This window comes from Atlantibacter sp. MEI4A-1023, from assembly GCF_056155425.1.
The window spans coordinates 1,835,336-1,852,542 of sequence record NZ_CM149568.1 but is presented as its reverse complement, the minus strand read 5'-3'; the positions used below and the strand labels follow the sequence as shown (position 1 = coordinate 1,852,542).

At 51.9% G+C, this 17,207-nt stretch carries 14 protein-coding genes; 8 read left to right on the top strand and 6 right to left on the bottom strand.

Translation table 11 applies throughout. The features are described 5' to 3' along the window. The first annotated feature begins 572 nt into the window (after positions 1–572). The 8 genes from ACVV26_RS08955 to ACVV26_RS08920 all read left to right on the top strand — a co-directional run bounded on the left by ACVV26_RS08955 (position 573) and on the right by ACVV26_RS08920 (position 10,607). Entirely contained in the window at positions 573–1,505 is a 933-nt protein-coding gene (locus ACVV26_RS08955) for an autoinducer 2 ABC transporter substrate-binding protein (protein WP_376739496.1), read from the top strand. 106 nt (positions 1,506–1,611) lie between these two features. Beyond that, entirely contained in the window at positions 1,612–3,093 is a 1,482-nt protein-coding gene (locus tag ACVV26_RS08950) for a sugar ABC transporter ATP-binding protein (RefSeq protein ID WP_474801057.1), read from the top strand. After that, a complete protein-coding gene (locus tag ACVV26_RS08945) occupies positions 3,086–4,066 on the top strand; it encodes an ABC transporter permease (protein WP_312982746.1) in 981 nt (326 codons plus the stop codon). The genes ACVV26_RS08950 and ACVV26_RS08945 overlap by 8 nt, the downstream gene beginning before the upstream one ends. Further along, a complete protein-coding gene (locus tag ACVV26_RS08940; protein ID WP_474801055.1) occupies positions 4,063–5,028 on the top strand; it encodes an ABC transporter permease in 966 nt (321 codons plus the stop codon). Before ACVV26_RS08945 ends, ACVV26_RS08940 begins: the two co-directional genes overlap by 4 nt. Before the next feature lie 474 nt (positions 5,029–5,502). After that, positions 5,503–6,084: a fimbrial protein gene (locus ACVV26_RS08935; RefSeq protein WP_474801053.1), complete on the top strand. Its 582-nt coding sequence runs from the start codon at positions 5,503–5,505 to the stop codon at positions 6,082–6,084. Between the two features lie 109 nt (positions 6,085–6,193). Continuing rightward, the gene (locus ACVV26_RS08930; protein WP_474801051.1) at positions 6,194–6,886 is read left to right on the top strand and encodes a fimbrial biogenesis chaperone; all 693 of its coding nucleotides are present in this window, start codon (positions 6,194–6,196) and stop codon (positions 6,884–6,886) included. Further along, positions 6,883–9,423 (top strand): fimbria/pilus outer membrane usher protein, encoded by a 2,541-nt coding sequence (locus ACVV26_RS08925; RefSeq protein WP_474801049.1) that lies wholly within the window; start codon positions 6,883–6,885, stop codon positions 9,421–9,423. The genes ACVV26_RS08930 and ACVV26_RS08925 overlap by 4 nt, the downstream gene beginning before the upstream one ends. Beyond that, positions 9,420–10,607, top strand: coding sequence for a fimbrial protein (locus ACVV26_RS08920; protein WP_474801047.1), 1,188 nt, complete (start codon positions 9,420–9,422; stop codon positions 10,605–10,607). The genes ACVV26_RS08925 and ACVV26_RS08920 overlap by 4 nt, the downstream gene beginning before the upstream one ends. Before the next feature lie 129 nt (positions 10,608–10,736). On the opposite strand, the gene cheZ is transcribed toward ACVV26_RS08920, so the two are convergent. The 6 genes from cheZ to tar form a co-directional block, all read right to left on the bottom strand. Then, positions 10,737–11,381 (bottom strand): protein phosphatase CheZ, encoded by a 645-nt coding sequence (gene cheZ / locus ACVV26_RS08915; RefSeq protein WP_312982755.1) that lies wholly within the window; start codon positions 11,379–11,381, stop codon positions 10,737–10,739. A 10-nt stretch (positions 11,382–11,391) separates the two neighbouring features. Next, positions 11,392–11,781 (bottom strand): chemotaxis response regulator CheY, encoded by a 390-nt coding sequence (gene cheY / locus ACVV26_RS08910; protein WP_024552273.1) that lies wholly within the window; start codon positions 11,779–11,781, stop codon positions 11,392–11,394. A gap of 15 nt (positions 11,782–11,796) precedes the next feature. Then, positions 11,797–12,846 (bottom strand): protein-glutamate methylesterase/protein-glutamine glutaminase, encoded by a 1,050-nt coding sequence (locus ACVV26_RS08905; RefSeq protein WP_474801045.1) that lies wholly within the window; start codon positions 12,844–12,846, stop codon positions 11,797–11,799. Next, complete coding sequence (gene cheR, locus ACVV26_RS08900) at positions 12,843–13,709, bottom strand: protein-glutamate O-methyltransferase CheR (protein WP_474801043.1); 867 nt, start codon at positions 13,707–13,709, stop codon at positions 12,843–12,845. Before cheR ends, ACVV26_RS08905 begins: the two co-directional genes overlap by 4 nt. 20 nt (positions 13,710–13,729) lie before the next feature. Further along, on the bottom strand, positions 13,730–15,334 hold the full coding sequence (locus tag ACVV26_RS08895; RefSeq protein WP_474801041.1) for a methyl-accepting chemotaxis protein: 1,605 nt from the start codon (positions 15,332–15,334) through the stop codon (positions 13,730–13,732). Positions 15,335–15,469: 135 nt separating this feature from the next. Continuing rightward, positions 15,470–17,146: a methyl-accepting chemotaxis protein II gene (tar, locus tag ACVV26_RS08890; RefSeq protein ID WP_474801039.1), complete on the bottom strand. Its 1,677-nt coding sequence runs from the start codon at positions 17,144–17,146 to the stop codon at positions 15,470–15,472. Between the last annotated feature and the right edge of the window lie 61 nt (positions 17,147–17,207).

Sequence of the window (17,207 nt, the reverse complement as noted above, 5' to 3'; positions counted from 1 at the left end):
CATGATTTTACTTTCAGTCTACCTTTGCTCAGTACTTCAGTCCTGCCCACTCGACATAACAGTCCTGTCCATATGCATTTGGCGGAAAAATTGTACACGCATCACGTTTATTTAACTTTTTTACGGGTATTGTTTGTGAAAGCGATTCCACAACCCTCAGATTTAACAGGTTTACAGCCGATCTAAAGCACATTATCTGCAACACGTTGCAATAATTACCCTCCCAAATGTGATCACCTTCTCAAAACAATTTTGCAACAGTTTTATCCATAACTATGACAGTAAAACACATAACTTTTTCAGGCGGTAACTCCTACATTCGTTAAGTCGCCTAAGAAGTGTCTTAAGGGAATGCATGAGTCACAGGGAAACTCTCATCCGGCATTTTATTTCCACTACACGCCTTGATTTTGTGAAGGGCTCACTTCGGCTTTGAAATCACATAACAGCGACTCACCCCTGTAACACAACGTGTTTACACCATTAACCCTATAACTTATGTCACCATTCAGAGGTGTTCGATGAGTAAGATGAATTTAAAACAATTATTATCCGCCAGCGTGCTTGGCTTAATGGTTTGTGCCACCTCCGCTATGGCGAAAGAGGTGGAAGTCGTCAATATTTCCAAAATCGCCGGGATGCCCTGGTTTAACCGTATGGGCGAAGGCGTGACCAACGCCGGAAAAGATTTGGGCATTAACGCCTATCAGGTCGGCCCTTCCAGTACCGATGCCCCGCAGCAGGTCAAAATTATCGAAGACCTGATTGCCAAAAAAGTCTCTGCTATCACCATCGTCCCTAACGATGCCAACGTGCTGGAGCCGGTGTTCAAGAAAGCGCGCGACCAGGGCATTGTGGTGCTGACCAACGAATCCCCGGGGCAACCGTCCGCTAACTGGGACGTGGAAATCATCGATAACGAAAAATTCGCGGCTGATAACGTAGAAGAAATGGCGAAAGCCATGGGCGGTAAAGGCGGCTATGTGATTTACGTCGGCGGCCTGACCGTGCCTCAGCACAACCTGTGGGCCGATCTGTTCGTTAAATACCAGAAAGAGCATTACCCGGAGATGCACGAAGTCACCACGCGTATGCCGGTGGCGGAAAACATTGACGATGCCCGTCGTACTACCCTCGATTTAATGAAAGCGCACTCTGATTTGAAAGGCGTGATCTCCTTCGGTTCCCAGGGCCCGATCGGTGCCGGTCGCGCGGTGAAAGAGAAACGCGCGCGCGGCAAAGTGTTCGTGTTCGGCATGATGATCCCGTCCCAGGCGGCTTCGCTTATCAAGAGCGGCGACATCACCATGGGCGTGACTTACGACCCGGCCACCGCGGGTTATGCGCTGACGGCGGTTGCCGATAAGGTCATCAAAGGCGAAGAGATCAAACAGGGTCTCGATATCCCGAAACTGGGTAAAGCCGATGTCGACACCGACAAACGCATTATCAAGTTCCACAATGTGCTGCGCGTTACCAAAGACAATATCGACAGCCTGTATTAATCAGGCCTTTACTCCGGCGCGCTGCTCGCAGACGCGCCGGAGCTGACTGTTTACTTGCTCGCCGGCCGCTTCCACGCCCGGCGATAATTGTCTCTATGAGGTGGTCATGAAGCCTTTTATTTCGCTGGCCAACATCAGCAAAACGTTTTACGGCGTTAAGGCGCTGGATAACGTCGCGCTGACGCTGTTGCCGGGGGAAGTGCATTGCCTGGCCGGACAAAACGGCTGTGGTAAATCGACCCTGATTAAAATCATTTCCGGCGTGTATCAACCCGACCCCGGCGCGCAGATTGAAATCGACGGCGCGCCGGTTTCCCGTCTCTCCCCTGTCGATTCGGTAAAAGCCGGTATCCAGGTGATTTATCAGGATCTGTCGCTGTTCCCCAATCTGACGGTGGCCGAAAACATCGCCATTCATCAGTACCATAAAAAATCCTGGGTGAACCAACGCGAGATCCGCGAGATTGCCGAAAGAACGCTGCAAAGCATCGGCGCGACGTTGGATCTGGACGCTACCGTTGAATCGCTGCCTATCGCCCAACGCCAGATTGTCGCTATCTGTCGCGCGCTGGCGCAGGATGCCAGGCTGATCATTATGGATGAGCCCACCGCATCGCTGACCATGCAGGAAGTGAAAGGCCTGCTTAAGGTGGTCAACGACCTGAAGCAGCGCCAGATTTGCGTGGTATTCGTCAGCCACCGGCTGGTGGAAGTGATGGCGATTTCTGACCGTATCACAGTGCTGAAAGACGGCAAGCTGATCGGTACCTATCCGGCAGCCGAAGTCGACAATAAAAAACTCGCGTTTCTGATGACCGGGTTAGCGTTCTCATATCAGTGCCTGACGCCCCGTGAGCAGCTCGGCGAGGTCGCGCTGGAGGTTAAGCACTTAAGCCGCGAAGACGAGTTTTACGACGTGTCGCTGCGGGTGCATAAAGGCGAAATCGTGGCCATTACCGGGCTATTGGGCGCGGGACGTACCGAACTTTGTATGAGCCTGTTTGGCCTGACGCGCCCGGACCGCGGCGAAATCCTGATCGACGGCCAGCCGGTTAACTTCAAAAGCAACCGCGACGCCATTGATGCGGGCATTGGTTATGTCTCTGAAGACCGCATGGGTACGGGTCTGGTGATGGCGCAATCCATTAATGACAACATTATCTCTACCGTGCTGTCGCGGCTGAAAACCGCATGGCGGCTGCTGGACCGGCGTAAATCCGATGCGGTGGTGGAAGACCTGGTCAAACAGCTCACCATCAAAATCGGCAGCGTTCACCATCCGGTGAATACCCTTTCAGGCGGCAACGCCCAGCGCGTCGCCATCGCCAAGTGGCTGGCGATCAAGCCCAAAGTGCTGATCCTCGACTCGCCTACCGTCGGGGTCGATATCGCCAACAAGGCAGGGATTTACCAGATTATTAACGCGCTGGCCCAGAACGGTATTGCGGTTCTGATGGTTACCGATGAAATCGACGAGGCGTTTTTTAACAGTCACCGCATCCTGGTGATGCGTAAAGGGGAAATGACGGCGGAGTTTTGGCCATCAAAAACCACGGAAGCCGAGTTAGCAGAGGTCGTCAATGGTTAATAAATTCGGCATAAAAAAGCATGAACTTTTTTTGGGGATCACTATCCTCATCATCGGCGGCTACCTGTCGTTCGCCAGCCCCGATTTTATGACACTGGGTAACATCTACGATTTAATCAACAACTACGCCATGCTGACGATTCTGGCATGCGGTCTGTTTATTGTGTTGATTTCCGGCGGGATTGATATCTCGTTTCCCGCCATGACCATCATCTCGCAGTATGTGATGGTGACGCTGATCCAGAACACCACCGGCAACTTCGCCCTCGCCTTCGCGCTCAGCGGCGGCATTGGCCTGCTGCTGGGGGTGGTAAACGCCATTCTGGTCAACCGGCTTAGCGTCCCGTCGATCATCATTACCATTTCCACGCTGAATATTTTCTATGGCCTGCTGCTGTATCTCACCAAAGGCGTCTGGCTGTACAGCTATCCGGAATGGTTTGAACAGGGGGTGATGCTGTTTAAATTCACCGCTGCCGACGGCTACGATTATGGCCTGAGCCTGCAAATCCTGACGCTGATTGTGGTGGTGGCGCTTACCGGCATCATCATGAATAAAACCAGCATTGGGCGCATGATTTACGCCATGGGCGGCAACCGCGAAGCAGCATCGCGGATGGGTTTTGGCATCTTTAAACTGCAACTGTTCGTGTATGGCTATATGGGGCTGATGTCCGGCGTCGCGGGGGTGGTGCAATCCGCCACCGTGCTGACCGTGGCACCCGACTCGCTGTTGGGTTATGAACTGACGGTACTGGCCGCCGTGGTGCTGGGCGGCACCAGCATTATCGGCGGGCGTGGGACGCTGCTTGGCACGCTGCTGGGGGTGATCCTGCTGGCGGTATTGCAAAACGGCCTCAATTTGCTCGGTATCTCTTCTTACTGGCATACGGTTGTCACCGGTCTGGTGATTGTGATCAGTATCAGCACCACCGCGTGGGGCCAGCGTAAAACCCAGGGAGTCGCGCTATGAGCAATCGCAAAATTAAAGATAATGTTGAAATTTACCTGAGCGTGCTGATTGGCGTGACCGTGCTGGCGTTCAGCTTCTTGATCCCGAATGTGTTCTGGTCGGCAGCTAACTTCCAGTCCATCGCCTCGCAAATGCCCATCCTCGGCGTGCTGGCGCTGGCGATGGCGGTCACCATGCTGACCGGCGGGATTAACCTGTCGATTATCGCCACCATGAACGCCTGTGCGCTGATCATGGCATGGGTGGCGACCCACTACCCGCCAGGCGCATTTGCCGTAGTGCTGGTGCTGGTATCCGGTTTTGCCACCGCGCTGGTGATTGGTTTTATCAACGGCATGTTGATTGCAGTGGTGCGTGTTTCGCCCATCCTGGCGACGCTGGGGATTATGACGTTGTTAAACGGTATCAATATCGTCATTTCTCGCGGCTCGTCGATTACCCACTTCCCGGACTATATTCTGTCGATCAACAGCTCCAGCGTACTGGGCATCCCCACGCCGCTGCTGGTGTTTATTGCCGTGGTCATTGTGATGTGGATTATCCTTGAGAAATCCGCTTTCGGAAGGACCATCTACCTGATTGGCTCCAACGAGCAGGCCAGCCACTATTCCGGGATTAACACCCGTAAGACGCTAATCTGGGTGTATATCCTGTCCTCGGTCCTGTGCGTGATTGCCGGGCTGCTGATGATGTCAAAACTGAACTCGGCGAAAGCCTCATACGGTGAGTCTTACCTGCTGGTCTCGATTCTAGCGGCAGTGCTGGGCGGGATTAATCCTGACGGCGGATTCGGCAAGGTGTTTGGGATGGTGATGGCGCTCATCCTGCTACAAATGCTGGAGAGCGGGCTGAATATCCTCGGGGTGAGCAGTTATATCACCATGGCCCTGTGGGGCGGGCTGCTGCTGGCGTTTATCTTTTTGAAAGGGGTGAATTTTTCTCTGCCTTTTATAAGATCGTAACAACTTCCTTTAATAAATTTAAATGGCAAAGGTGTAATAACCTTTGCCATATTCTTAAAATTTCCCTCCAGTATGTTTTCATTAATTACTCCTCTAATGAAAGATTTTGAAACAAACAACATTACATACAGAAATTTATTATATTTAAAGATCCTGAACCATAAGTTTTTCATTCTTATTTTAACAAATACGCTAATAATTTCCGTCATAAACACAACCAAATTTAATCACAGCCACACAAATTTTTAACAATCACTCAAGCAATTATATTTCCCGATTTAATACTAGTTGAACAACTAATAAATAACGAGGATATCATTTTGTTATGATTAAAATACCCAGCAGCTTAATATTGGCAATTATTTTTCTACAGATATACAATCCCAGCGCGATGTAATCTAAAAACACCCGCATACATGGAGCTATAACCCTTTACCTAAGGCTAAAATTGTTAAGACAATTTAAGGTGAAACTATGGAATGTTTTAAAAGTAAGTTTGCCGCAGTAATAATGCTTAGCGCGTGTGCTGCAAATGGATATGCAGGGGGTCTGAAATCAGACTTGAATATGGGAAAAATACATTTCACCGGAGAAGTCATCGAAGCCGCATGTGAAATAGATGGAGGATCAGATATCAACGTGCCACTTGGCCAGGTTCCTACTGCTCAATTTCAGCAAGTAGGCGATCATTCAAAACTGACCGAATTTACTATCGACCTCGTCAATTGCCCAACCAATGATACGGGTATACAAGCTGATCTTACCTTCAGTGGTGTGACAACATTAACTGGCAGTAAGACCTTGCTGGATGTCAGTAAGATTACTACCGATGGCACAACAGCTGCCACGGGAATAGGCATTGCATTAAGCCTAAAAGATCATGACGATACATTAATTTCATTTGATGGAGAGGAAGATCAGGTTCCCTTAGAACTCATGCCATTAAAGGAAGATACCGTTCAGGTATATCTAAACGCGCGTTATGTGTCCTTTTCTTCGACGGTTACTGCCGGGCCTGCGGATGCCGATCTGAGTCTTAATATCGTTTATAAATAACTCTCTATCCCGTTGTGTATTAAAGGACAGTGTTATTTTATTTTTTAGGAAGACCAAACGTCATTCACCTGCAATCCTATCACTAGCACCCGTTATTACAGGTTATAATATGAATAAAAGTGCGTTAACAGTTCTCTGTATCTCTTCTGTATTTATTCAGCACGGGTATGCCGGTGGCATTAACATTGGCCGCACACGTATTATCTATTCCGCGGACAAAAAAGAAGTCGCACTACCGATTAAAAATAATCAACTGGATTTGCCATGGCTGATCCAGTCATGGACCGACACGGGAGATGGTAAGACGCGAGGGCCATTTATTATCACCCCGCCACTGTTTCGTCTTGACCCGCAAAAAGAGCAAAGCTTGCGTATCACATGGAACGGTACACCACTCCCTGAGGATAAAGAATCACTATTTTATATGAATGTGCGCACTATTCCAGGGACAGATAAAGACAGCAACCAAACCAACGTCCTGAGATTAACCTATAAGACCCGGTTGAAATTGTTCTGGCGTCCGCATGGGCTTGACGGTTCTTCGGATGAAGCTTGTAAAAACCTGCGGTTCATTCGTAGTGGTACATCATTATCGGTAAGTAATGAGAGTGCTTATCACACGGTATTAGACAACCTTTCTGTGGGCACAACCCGTATTAAGGAAGCTGAAATAATTGCACCTCAATCGACAGCAACATTTACACTGCCAGGCAAAACGTCTGACCACATTGTCACCTGGAGATGCATTACGGATTACGGAAGCACTTCCAATAAGTTCACTGCCACGCTTCCAATGCGATGAAAGGTTATTCTGTTTATCCAAACATCAACTCGATTACCCTGGTACGTTGCCTGTGCAGTGTGCTAATAGGGTTATCGGGTCACGTTTTCTCCAGAGAGTTTTATTTTAATGCGACGGCGCTTGAAGGCGAAAACCTTACGCAGCAGAACGTTGACCTATCTATCTTCTCTAAAAATAATGCACAATTACCTGGGGTTTATAAATCGACGGTGGTGCTTAACCAAAAAAAAATTGACGAAGTGCCCATTGCCTATTTTAACGGCAGTGATGGAAGACTCATTCCTCAGTTAACCAAGTCGATGCTACGGACGTGGGGTATAAAAGTTGATACAAATGCTGGAATAGCCGCCTTGTCTGATAATCAACCACTCACTAAACCTCTCGGCCATTTTTTCCCATCTGCTAGCGCTATCTTTGACTTTAATAACATGACGCTGAGTCTCAGCATTCCTCAGGTCAATATCGACGCGGATGCCAGAGACAGTATTGACCCTTCCCGTTGGGATGACGGCGTATCTGTGATGTTTGCCAATTACAGTTATTCTGGATTACAGCGTCAAGAACCTTCTCATCAGACGTCTCAAAGCCAATATCTTAATCTTGATAGCGGCATAAACCTGGGCGGATGGCGGATGCGTAGTTATTCAACCTGGAACCAGTCCGGTGACGATCGGTCATGGCAGGCAATTAATACCTGGATCCAGCACGACATAAATACCCTTAAAGCCCAATTTATCGCCGGAGAAAATAGCACCCGTGGCCAGGTGTTCGACAGTATTCAATACAGCGGCATCAATATCGCATCTGATAATCAGATGCTTCCTTACAGTCAGCGCGGGTTCGCCCCAGTAATTCGGGGTATTGCTAACTCGAATGCTGAAATCTCAGTACGACAAAATGGCTATCTTATTTATCAGTCAACCGTTGCGCCAGGTGCATTCGAAATACACGACATTATGTCCACCACTAACAACGGTGATTTAGAAGTCACGATTAAAGAAGCGGATGGCACCGAACGCCACTTTACTCAACCTTATTCAAGTGTGGCCATCATGCAACGGCCTGGACGGTTTAATTATGAGCTCACCGCGGGTCGTTTTCGCTCCGACAGTAGCCAGCACGATAATGAACCCCTTTTCATTCAGATAAGTTCAGTATATGGCCTGAATAATCTTGTGACGATGTACGGTGGGGTGACCGGTTCGGAAAATTATCTCTCCTCCAACGTCGGTGCCGGTATTGCACTCGGTAGTTTTGGTTCGCTTTCCGCCGATGTCACATCAGCACGAGCAACTCTTGACAATGGAAAACAGAGCACAGGTCAATCATGGCGTCTTGTTTATTCAGGTTCAATTGAAACGACAGATACGTCATATTCTCTGGCGAGCTATCGCTACTCTACTCGCGGATACTATAGTTTTGCGGATGCAAACCGGAAATATGACAGCGATGATGATATCGATTGGTCCTTCCAGTACAACAAACGCAACAGAATTCAGGCTAATCTCAGCCAAACTGTATTAGGCAGTAGCCTGTACCTTAATGGTTATCAGCAGGATTATTGGGATAGCGAAAATAAAGAGTACGGGCTTGCAGTAGGGCTAAGCAGCGTTGTCTCAGGCATTAGCTATCATCTGGACTATAGCTACAGCAAAACCAGCAGTGACCAAAATGACAGGGTTATTTCCTTTGGAATGAGCATACCGCTAAGCAAGTGGTTGCCGGGTGGTTCCGTCATTTTTTCCACTAGCGCAAGCAAAGACGGTTATACCAGCCAGAATGTGGATCTTACGGGTTCAATGCTTGACGATCACCGTTTAAGTTATTCGCTACGTAAAGGGTTCACTAACCATGATGGTGAGGACAATAGCAGTATTTATGGCAGTTATCGTTCGCAATACGCCAATATGAATGCAGGTTATTATTATGCCTCAGATCACTCCCAACAGTTTAGTTATGGAATTAGCGGTGCGATTGTTGCTCACCCTCAAGGCATTACGCTTGCGCAACCGCTAGGCGATGAATTTGCAATCGTCAATGCCAATGGTGCCTCTGGCGTGCGCTTTATGAATCAGCGCGGTGTGCAAACTGACTTGTTTGGTAACGCGATTATTCCTTCCCTTGAGGCATACCAGGAAAATATTATCAATGTTGATACAACGACATTGCCAGAGGATGTGGATACCAATGACACAGCATTAACCGTGGTCCCCAGTCGTAATGCGGCCGTCTCTGCTCATATTGATGCTCACGTTGGTTACCGTGCGTTAATAACACTAACACGACCTCAAGGCCAAACCGTACCGTTTGGTGCAATGGCGACTGTTGATCTCCAACCGCAAAGTGGAATTGTTGATGACACGGGCATGTTATATCTCGCAGGCATAGCCGATAACACACCGATTACCGTGCAATGGGGTAATTCAGCGAATCAGCAATGCCACGCCCTCATTACTTTTTCTGCACAAAAACAAGCGCGTAGTATGAATGGCATCCGTAATACGACTGCGCTTTGTCTATCGGAAACCCAGCAATGATAATTAAACTTTCTAAATGCAAATTAGTGAACTATACATTCTTAAAAGTTGCACTATTAGTTTTTGCACAGATGCTTTCATTTTCGTCCCTTTCCGCAGTGGGAGTTATTCCTGCTTGCTTTTCTCATCCCGAATCTTATACCGCTAATGGGGATCATGAATTAACTAATGACGAAAATATTGCAGGCAAAACACTCAATTACTCTGGACATATTGTTGCCAGCGGCGCGGAGTTAGAAGCAAATTGTGATTGCTCCCAGACTGCGCTAACCAAGTCATCTACAGTATATGAAACCAGCTTTGCTGGTAGCCCCTTATTGGCAGGTAGCGAAGAAGGTTACGGTTATTTAAACGACTACATGGATATTGATGTTACAGCTTACACTGATGCCATTGATCATCAGGATGGTGCGGGTTTGCCTGGTATGACAATAAATGTTTATCCCACCCCTGTTTCAGCACGGGAAAGTAAATACAATTCTGTTGCCAATTCAGAGCAGAAAGCCAGCGTATGCCGTGATGGAACTCGACCTTCTGGTGCCACGGACACTAAAAGGCGATTTAAATGGAATGTGATGGCATTTACTCTAAAAGTTAAAAAAGCAATTGTGGGCGAAGTAGTTATTCCCCCTATTGTGGTTGTTCAGAATTACAGTTGCCTGTCATTTGGTTCATCCTCGCCGTGCACACGCGACATGGGCGAACATGTTTCTGATATCTACCTGAGCGGCACACTTTCTGCCCCGTTGAGCTGCACGATTAATGCAGGTAGCACGATTGAAGTAAGCCTGGGGGTAATAGCAGCTAAACAATTTTTCGGCAAAGGACAAAAACCTTCAGGCTATTCGCCACAGAAGGTGGATATTTCTTACCATTGTGACAATGACCCGTTACGTAGCAGCAGCGATACCGTAAAAATGACCCTGACGGCAGACCAGGGGGTGGCTTCGGGTAGTAAAGGATTAATTGCAAACATGGTGGACCGTAGCGATATAGGCGTACGGATGTTTTACGCAGACGATAAAGATGTCACGCTCGACGGTTCAGTAGATATTCCTGTAGTCATTGACCAGGATGGGAACGGACATGTTGCTATGACCGCCACGCCGGTCAGTACAACCGATCAGACGCCGACAGCTGGAAAGTTTGAAGGATATATCACAGTGAAAATGGACTTACGTTAGTAGCAGGTAAGGCGGCATTCGTTGTCCATTTTTATCTATCGGCTGGAGCCTGAAAATTCCTACTCCTGTTAAGTGAAGAACGCCCTCTTCCCCGCCTGTTGCCGTACCCCGGCAACAGGCGGTTTCCCATCAAAACCCTAAGCTGTCCAGCAAGTCATCAACCTGATCCTGGCTCGCCACCACGCCCGCTTTGGTGGTATCCACCTGCGGGCCGTTGAGCAGGCTGTCGTTTTCACGTTTCGCACGGGTTCCCGGTTCCGGCATATTTTCCAGCAGCACCATCAGCAACTGCCGTTCAATTTCCTGAATCACGTCCATCATGCGTTTGATCACCTGACCGGTCAGATCCTGGAAATCCTGCGCCATCATAATTTCCAGTAACTGGGCGTTGGTGTAGCTGGTATGCCCCGGTACATCAGACAGATACTGACGGGTGTCGGTCACCAGCTCGCGGGCGTCGCTCAGTTCGATAGGATTTTCAAACCAGTCGTCCCAGCGTTTGCTCAACGCTTTTGCGCCCTTCTCCAGCTCTTCCTGGTGCGGCTGCGACGCCTCAACGCTGTTCAGCGCGCGCTCCGCCGCCTGGGCGGTCATTTGCACTACATAATCGAGACGATCGCGGGCATCCGGGATCGCTTCCGCGGCTTCGGCAATCGCCTGATCCAGCCCCAGCTCACGCAGGCTGTCGCGCAGCATGCGCGTTAAGCTGCCGATGCGGGCGATAATATCGGCGGCGGAATGTTCTTCACTGGGTTTTATTGCAGGTTGCAGCATCAGGAGCTCCTTACATTCCGAGTTTCTCGAAGATTTTGTTCAGTTTCTCTTCCAGAGTCGCCGCCGTGAACGGTTTCACTACGTAGCCGCTGGCCCCCGCCTGCGCTGCCGCAATGATGTTCTCTTTCTTGGCTTCCGCCGTCACCATCAGCACCGGCATCGCTGCCATTGCGCCGTCGGCGCGGATAGTCTTCAGCAATTCCAGACCATCCATGTTCGGCATGTTCCAGTCGGAGATCACAAAACCAAATCCGCCCGCCTGCAGTTTATTCAGCGCATCAACGCCGTCTTCTGCTTCTTCTACGTTATTGAAGCCCAGCTCTTTCAGAAGGTTGCGCACAATGCGACGCATGGTGGAAAAGTCATCCACAACCAGAAACTTCAGCTCTTTATCCGCCATCAAAATACTCCTTAATTAAATACGTATTGCCTGTCCGGCACTGATTTTCGCCAGCATCTGCTGGCTGACCTGGCTTAGATCGACGACTTCGCTGACGCCACCCATATTGATGGCCTCGCGCGGCATGCCGAACACCACACAACTTGCTTCGCTCTGGGCGATGTTCCAGGCACCCGCCTGATGCATCGCCAACATTCCCGCCGCACCGTCGTTACCCATCCCGGTGAGGATCACCCCAACCGCGTTGCGCCCCGCATATTTGGCGACGGAATGAAACAGCACATCCACAGCCGGACGATGGCGGTTCACCGCCGGGCCGTCGTGAATTTTAATTTGATAGTTTGCCCCGCTGCGCGACAGCTCCATATGACGATCGCCCGGCGCGATATAGGCATGGCCCGGCAAAACGCGCTCACCGTCTTCGGCTTCCTTCACGCTGATCTGGCACAGCTTATTCAGGCGTTCGGCGAAAGAGCGGGTGAATCCGGGTGGCATATGCTGGGTAATCAGCACCGCCGGGGAGGAGAGCGGCAGCGGTTGCAGCACGTGGCGGATCGCCTCAGTGCCGCCGGTGGACGCGCCGATAACAATCAGTTTTTCGGAACTGAGCATCGGGCCGGCTTTCAGCGTCGCGGGCACCGCCTGCTGGGCGCGGGTCGCGACTTGCGCGCGCGCCGCAGTGCGTACTTTCTCGGCGATCATTTCGCTGTAGGCCAGCATCCCTTCACGGATGCCCAACTGCGGTTTGGTGACAAAATCCACTGCGCCCAGCTCCAGGGCGCGCAGGGTCACCTCCGAGCCTTTGCCGGTCAGGGAAGAGACCATCACCACCGGCATCGGCCGCAGGCGCATCAGTTTTTCCAGAAAATCCAGCCCATCCATGCGCGGCATTTCCACATCCAGCGTCAGCACATCAGGGTTGTATTTTTTGATTAAATCCCGGGCCACTAAGGGGTCGGGCGCCGTCGCCACCATTTCCATATCGCTGTGACTGTTGATGATTTCCGTCATGATTTGACGCATCAACGCCGAGTCATCTACAGACAGCACCTTGATTTTACTCATTGTCTTTCCTTACTCAGCGCGTAAACCGTCTGGCCACGGAGCCAGAAATCGCGGCTGAGATTACTGAAATTCTCTGAATGCCCGGCGAACAATAACCCCCCCGGTTTGAGTAACGGCACAAAACGCTTGAGGATCTCCTGCTGTGTTTCTTTATCGAAATAAATCATCACGTTGCGGCAAAAGATTGCGTCAAACGGGCCGGGTACGTTGTACTGCTTATCCAACAAATTCATTGCGGCGAACTCAACGGCGTTGCCGAGTTCACTGCGCACCCGCACCAGCCCTTCATGGGGACCGGTGCCGCGCATAAAGTAGCGTTGCAACTGCTGTGGAGAGAGGGTTTTAAGCTCCTCCTGGCGGTAAATGGCGCTTTTCGCCTTTTGCAGCACTTCGGTGTCGATGTCACTGGCGAACACGTTAAAACGCCCCGGGGCGATGCCCAGCGCGTCGGCGAGCGTGATGGCGATGGAGTACGGTTCCTCCCCCGTCGAGGCGGCGGCGCTCCATACCCGGTACTCCCCGCTGCGTTTGCGCGCGTGTTCGGCCAGCACCGGAAAATGGTGCGCCTCGCGGAAAAACGCCGTCAGGTTGGTGGTCAATGAGTTAACAAAAGCCTGCCATTCTGCGCTGTTCGGGTTCGCTTCCAGCATACTCAGATAGCGACCAAAATCGTCGAGACCCAGGGTGCGTAACCGGCGAACCAGCCGGTTATAAACCATGTCCCTTTTATGCTCAGCCAATACAATCCCGGCGCGCTGATAAATCAGTTGGCATATCCGACGAAAATGCGCGTCGGATAGCGCGAGGCGCTGGGTCATCTGAAACAGTAATGACGTTTGCCCATTGGGCAGTGATGATGTCATAGCGCCTTCTTTACATGGATTCAGGTTAAAACCGGCACCCGTTGCGGGGTGACTGCCACTTCATTGTCTTCCCGGACAATACTTTCAAGATTAAATGCCGATACCAGCGTGGTGAGACGCTCGGCCTGACCGGACAGCGAATCGGTCGCGGCAGCGGCTTCTTCGACTAACGCAGCGTTTTGCTGCGTCACCTGATCCATTTGGCTTACCGCCTGTGCAACCTGCTCAATGCCGCGGCGCTGCTCATCGGATGCCGAGGCGATCTCCCCCATGATGTCGTTGACCTGGGTAACTGAACGAACGATTTCCGACATGGTATTGGCGGCGGTATCCACCAGCTGCGAGCCCTGCTGCACCCGGGATACCGATTCGTCGATCAACACTTTTATCTCTTTCGCCGCATGGGCGCTGCGGCTGGCCAGGTTGCGGACTTCCCCGGCAACCACCGCGAATCCGCGGCCCTGTTCGCCTGCGCGTGCTGCTTCTACCGCCGCGTTCAGCGCCAGAATATTGGTCTGGAACGCGATACCGTCGATCACGCTGGTGATGTCGCTGATTTTCTGCGAACTGACTTCAATGCCGCGCATGGTGCTGGCGACGTTGCCCGCCTGCTCGCCGCCTTTTTTCGCGGTTTGCGCCGCGTCGCGCGCAAGCTGCGAGGCCTGGCGGGCGTTGTCGGCGTTCTGGCCGACGGTGGCGGTCAGTTGCTCCATACTGGCGGCCGTTTCGGCCAGCGACGCCGCCTGCTGCTCGGTACGCGCCGACAGGTCGTTATTCCCGGCGGCGATTTCGCCAATACCGGTATGCATTTCATGGCTACCCTGGCGCACTTGCCCCAGCGTGTCGCGCAGGCGCGTTTGCATTGATTTCAGCGTTTCGAAGATCAACGAAATCTCGTTACGGCCATAGACCTCAATGGTGCGCGCCAGATTACCTTCGGCGATGCTGTCAAAGTGGCTGCGCACAATCGCCAGCGGGGTCACTACCAGCGCGCGTACCCACCACAGCGAGCCCAGCAGCAGGACCATGGCTGAAAGCGTGCCGACGGCAAAAATCAGCCCGGAGATACGCAGATTCAGTTGGCTGTCGTCGCTCGCCTGCTTAACGAACTGGCTGATATGCTGCTGCCATGCGTCATAACTGGCATCAAACGCCTTTTGCGACTGCTGTACCGGAGCGGTCAGGAAATCAGAAATCTGGTTACTTTCCAGCCATGTGGCCTGATGCTCAATGTCATCGCGCCAGGTTTTAAAACTCTGCGCAGTTGAGGCTTTCATCGCCTCGCCGTCCGCCGTCAGCGACGTAATCGCCATAAACTGCTCAAACAGCGCATCCGCCTGCCTGAGGCTGGTACGCGCCGTGGTCATCAGCGCTTTGATATCCTCCGGCGGATAGCTCAGCGCCGTCAGGGTGCCCGCACGGTTCAGCGAGGTGCCTGCTTCCAGCAGTTCGGCGCGGGTTTGGGTCAGGGTGTCGCGCTGGTAATTACTGGTTTCAACCATTTTCAGGTTCTGGTTGTCATCACGGAACGCCCAGAATGACAGGCCGTTACTGCTGATCTGCAATACGCCGCAGAGGATCATTAGTAACATCAAACTGGTCGAGATACGGATACGGTTAAACATTCACTCTCCCACATGGCAACATTGCCGATTCAATCCCGTCATACTTCAAGTTGCCGCATTGTTGGGTATGCTCCCCCGTTCCTGGTCCCTTCTCCCTGTCGCCCATACAACCGCTCAAATTACTCAGGGTGGTTATTAAAATGTTTCCCAGTTGTCGTCCTGGCCGCCAGCGAGCGCCTTACGGGAGGTCAACGCCGGCGCGCCGCCCCCGGGGATGTCGTCGCGGACAGGGTGCGAGTTCTGGTGTGTTGTTGGTTGTGTGTGTATACGAAAAGCGGAAACGGCCTGGGTCAGCAGACTGGCCTGTTCTTCCAGCGCCACGGCGGCGGCGGCGGATTGCTCCACCAGCGAGGCGTTCTGCTGGGTGACGCGGTCCATTTCGGAGACCGCCAGCGCCACCTGGTCGATGCCGCGGCTCTGTTCATCCGACGCCGAGGCGATTTCACCCATGATGTCGGTAACGCGGGTCACGGCGTTGACGATGTCCTGCATGGTGTCGCCTGCGCTCTCCACCAGCACCGAGCCGGTATCCACGCGCGCCACGGAATCGTCAATCAACGCTTTAATCTCTTTTGCCGCCTGGGCGCTACGGCTGGCGAGGTTACGCACTTCCCCGGCAACCACCGCGAATCCACGCCCCTGCTCGCCTGCCCGCGCCGCTTCTACAGCGGCGTTCAGCGCCAGAATATTGGTCTGGAACGCGATGCCATCGATCACGCTGGTGATGTCGGCGATTTTCTTCGAGCTGGCGGCAATGTCGTGCATGGTATTGACCACGCCGTCCACCACTTTGCCGCCGCGCCCGGCGGTTTCCGAGGCGCTCTGCGCCAGCAGCGAGGCCTGGCGAGCGTTTTCGGCGTTCTGTTTCACCGTGGCGGTTAACTGCTCCATGCTGGCGGCGGTTTCTTCCAGCGAGGCCGCCTGCTGTTCAGTGCGTGAAGAGAGGTCATTGTTCCCGGCGGCGATTTCGCTGGTGCCGGTATAGATAGCGTCAGAGCCTTCGCGCACGCTGGTCACGGTGTCGATCAGCTCCTGCTGCATATGCTGGACGCTGGAGGCCAGCGCGGTGATTTCGTTACGCCCGGCGATGTTCAGCTTCGGCGTCAGATCGCCGCTGGCGATTTTACGGATATGGCTAATCACCTGGTTCAGCGGGTTCAGCAAGGCGGTACGGATCCCGAACCACACCAGCACAATCACCACCAGCAGGGCAATGCCCAGCGCGCCCAGTTGCCACAGCGCCAGACGGTAATCCGCTTTGCTACTCTCATACGCGGCCTGGTAAAGTTCGATATTCAGCGCTTCGTACGTTTTGATTGCTTTATCAAGCGCGTTTTGTTTTCCCTGGGTGGCCTGGGCGAAATAGGCGTCCATATTGCCGGTTTCAAGAAACTGCACCAGTTCGGTCAGCGCACCGTTGTAATCGTTGTAGGCTTTTTCCACATCGCTGATGGCGTTAGTCATGGCGGGTAAAGCGACATGGCTTTGCTGGAAGGCGGCGAAATGCGCCTGGGCGCTTTTCAGCGAGGCTTTGGCGCTGTTGAGTAAATCTGTTTTAGCGCTGCTTTGTTGGATGGTCGGCGTCATCAACATGCGCGCCGATGAGCGGCTCAGGTTGATGCGGGTTTGCAGCATCATTTCCCACGCCTCGTTTAACTCCCCCTGCTGGATCCGCAGTTCATGCGAAATGCCGAACGTCTCCTGGTTCTCTTTCACCGAGGTGAAGAACAGGCCGCCGGAAATCAGTTGCAGCAGAGCAAATACCACCAAAACAACCATTAACAGGGTGACGACACGAATACGGTTCAGCATACAGATAACACCTTCTCAGCAGGTCTACTGTCGCTGTTATCGGCACCTTAGCGGGGAACTT

Coding starts and splice junctions, on each gene's coding strand:
- cheZ (WP_312982755.1), bottom strand. CDS start 11,381: ATGCTGCAACCTGCAATAAAACCCAGTGAAGAACATTCCGCCGCCGAT.
- ACVV26_RS08920 (WP_474801047.1), top strand. CDS start 9,420: ATGATAATTAAACTTTCTAAATGCAAATTAGTGAACTATACATTCTTA.
- ACVV26_RS08905 (WP_474801045.1), bottom strand. CDS start 12,846: ATGAGTAAAATCAAGGTGCTGTCTGTAGATGACTCGGCGTTGATGCGT.
- ACVV26_RS08935 (WP_474801053.1), top strand. CDS start 5,503: ATGGAATGTTTTAAAAGTAAGTTTGCCGCAGTAATAATGCTTAGCGCG.
- ACVV26_RS08950 (WP_474801057.1), top strand. CDS start 1,612: ATGAAGCCTTTTATTTCGCTGGCCAACATCAGCAAAACGTTTTACGGC.
- ACVV26_RS08925 (WP_474801049.1), top strand. CDS start 6,883: ATGAAAGGTTATTCTGTTTATCCAAACATCAACTCGATTACCCTGGTA.
- cheY (WP_024552273.1), bottom strand. CDS start 11,781: ATGGCGGATAAAGAGCTGAAGTTTCTGGTTGTGGATGACTTTTCCACC.
- tar (WP_474801039.1), bottom strand. CDS start 17,146: ATGCTGAACCGTATTCGTGTCGTCACCCTGTTAATGGTTGTTTTGGTG.
- ACVV26_RS08895 (WP_474801041.1), bottom strand. CDS start 15,334: ATGTTTAACCGTATCCGTATCTCGACCAGTTTGATGTTACTAATGATC.
- ACVV26_RS08930 (WP_474801051.1), top strand. CDS start 6,194: ATGAATAAAAGTGCGTTAACAGTTCTCTGTATCTCTTCTGTATTTATT.
- ACVV26_RS08945 (WP_312982746.1), top strand. CDS start 3,086: ATGGTTAATAAATTCGGCATAAAAAAGCATGAACTTTTTTTGGGGATC.
- cheR (WP_474801043.1), bottom strand. CDS start 13,709: ATGACATCATCACTGCCCAATGGGCAAACGTCATTACTGTTTCAGATG.
- ACVV26_RS08955 (WP_376739496.1), top strand. CDS start 573: ATGGTTTGTGCCACCTCCGCTATGGCGAAAGAGGTGGAAGTCGTCAAT.
- ACVV26_RS08940 (WP_474801055.1), top strand. CDS start 4,063: ATGAGCAATCGCAAAATTAAAGATAATGTTGAAATTTACCTGAGCGTG.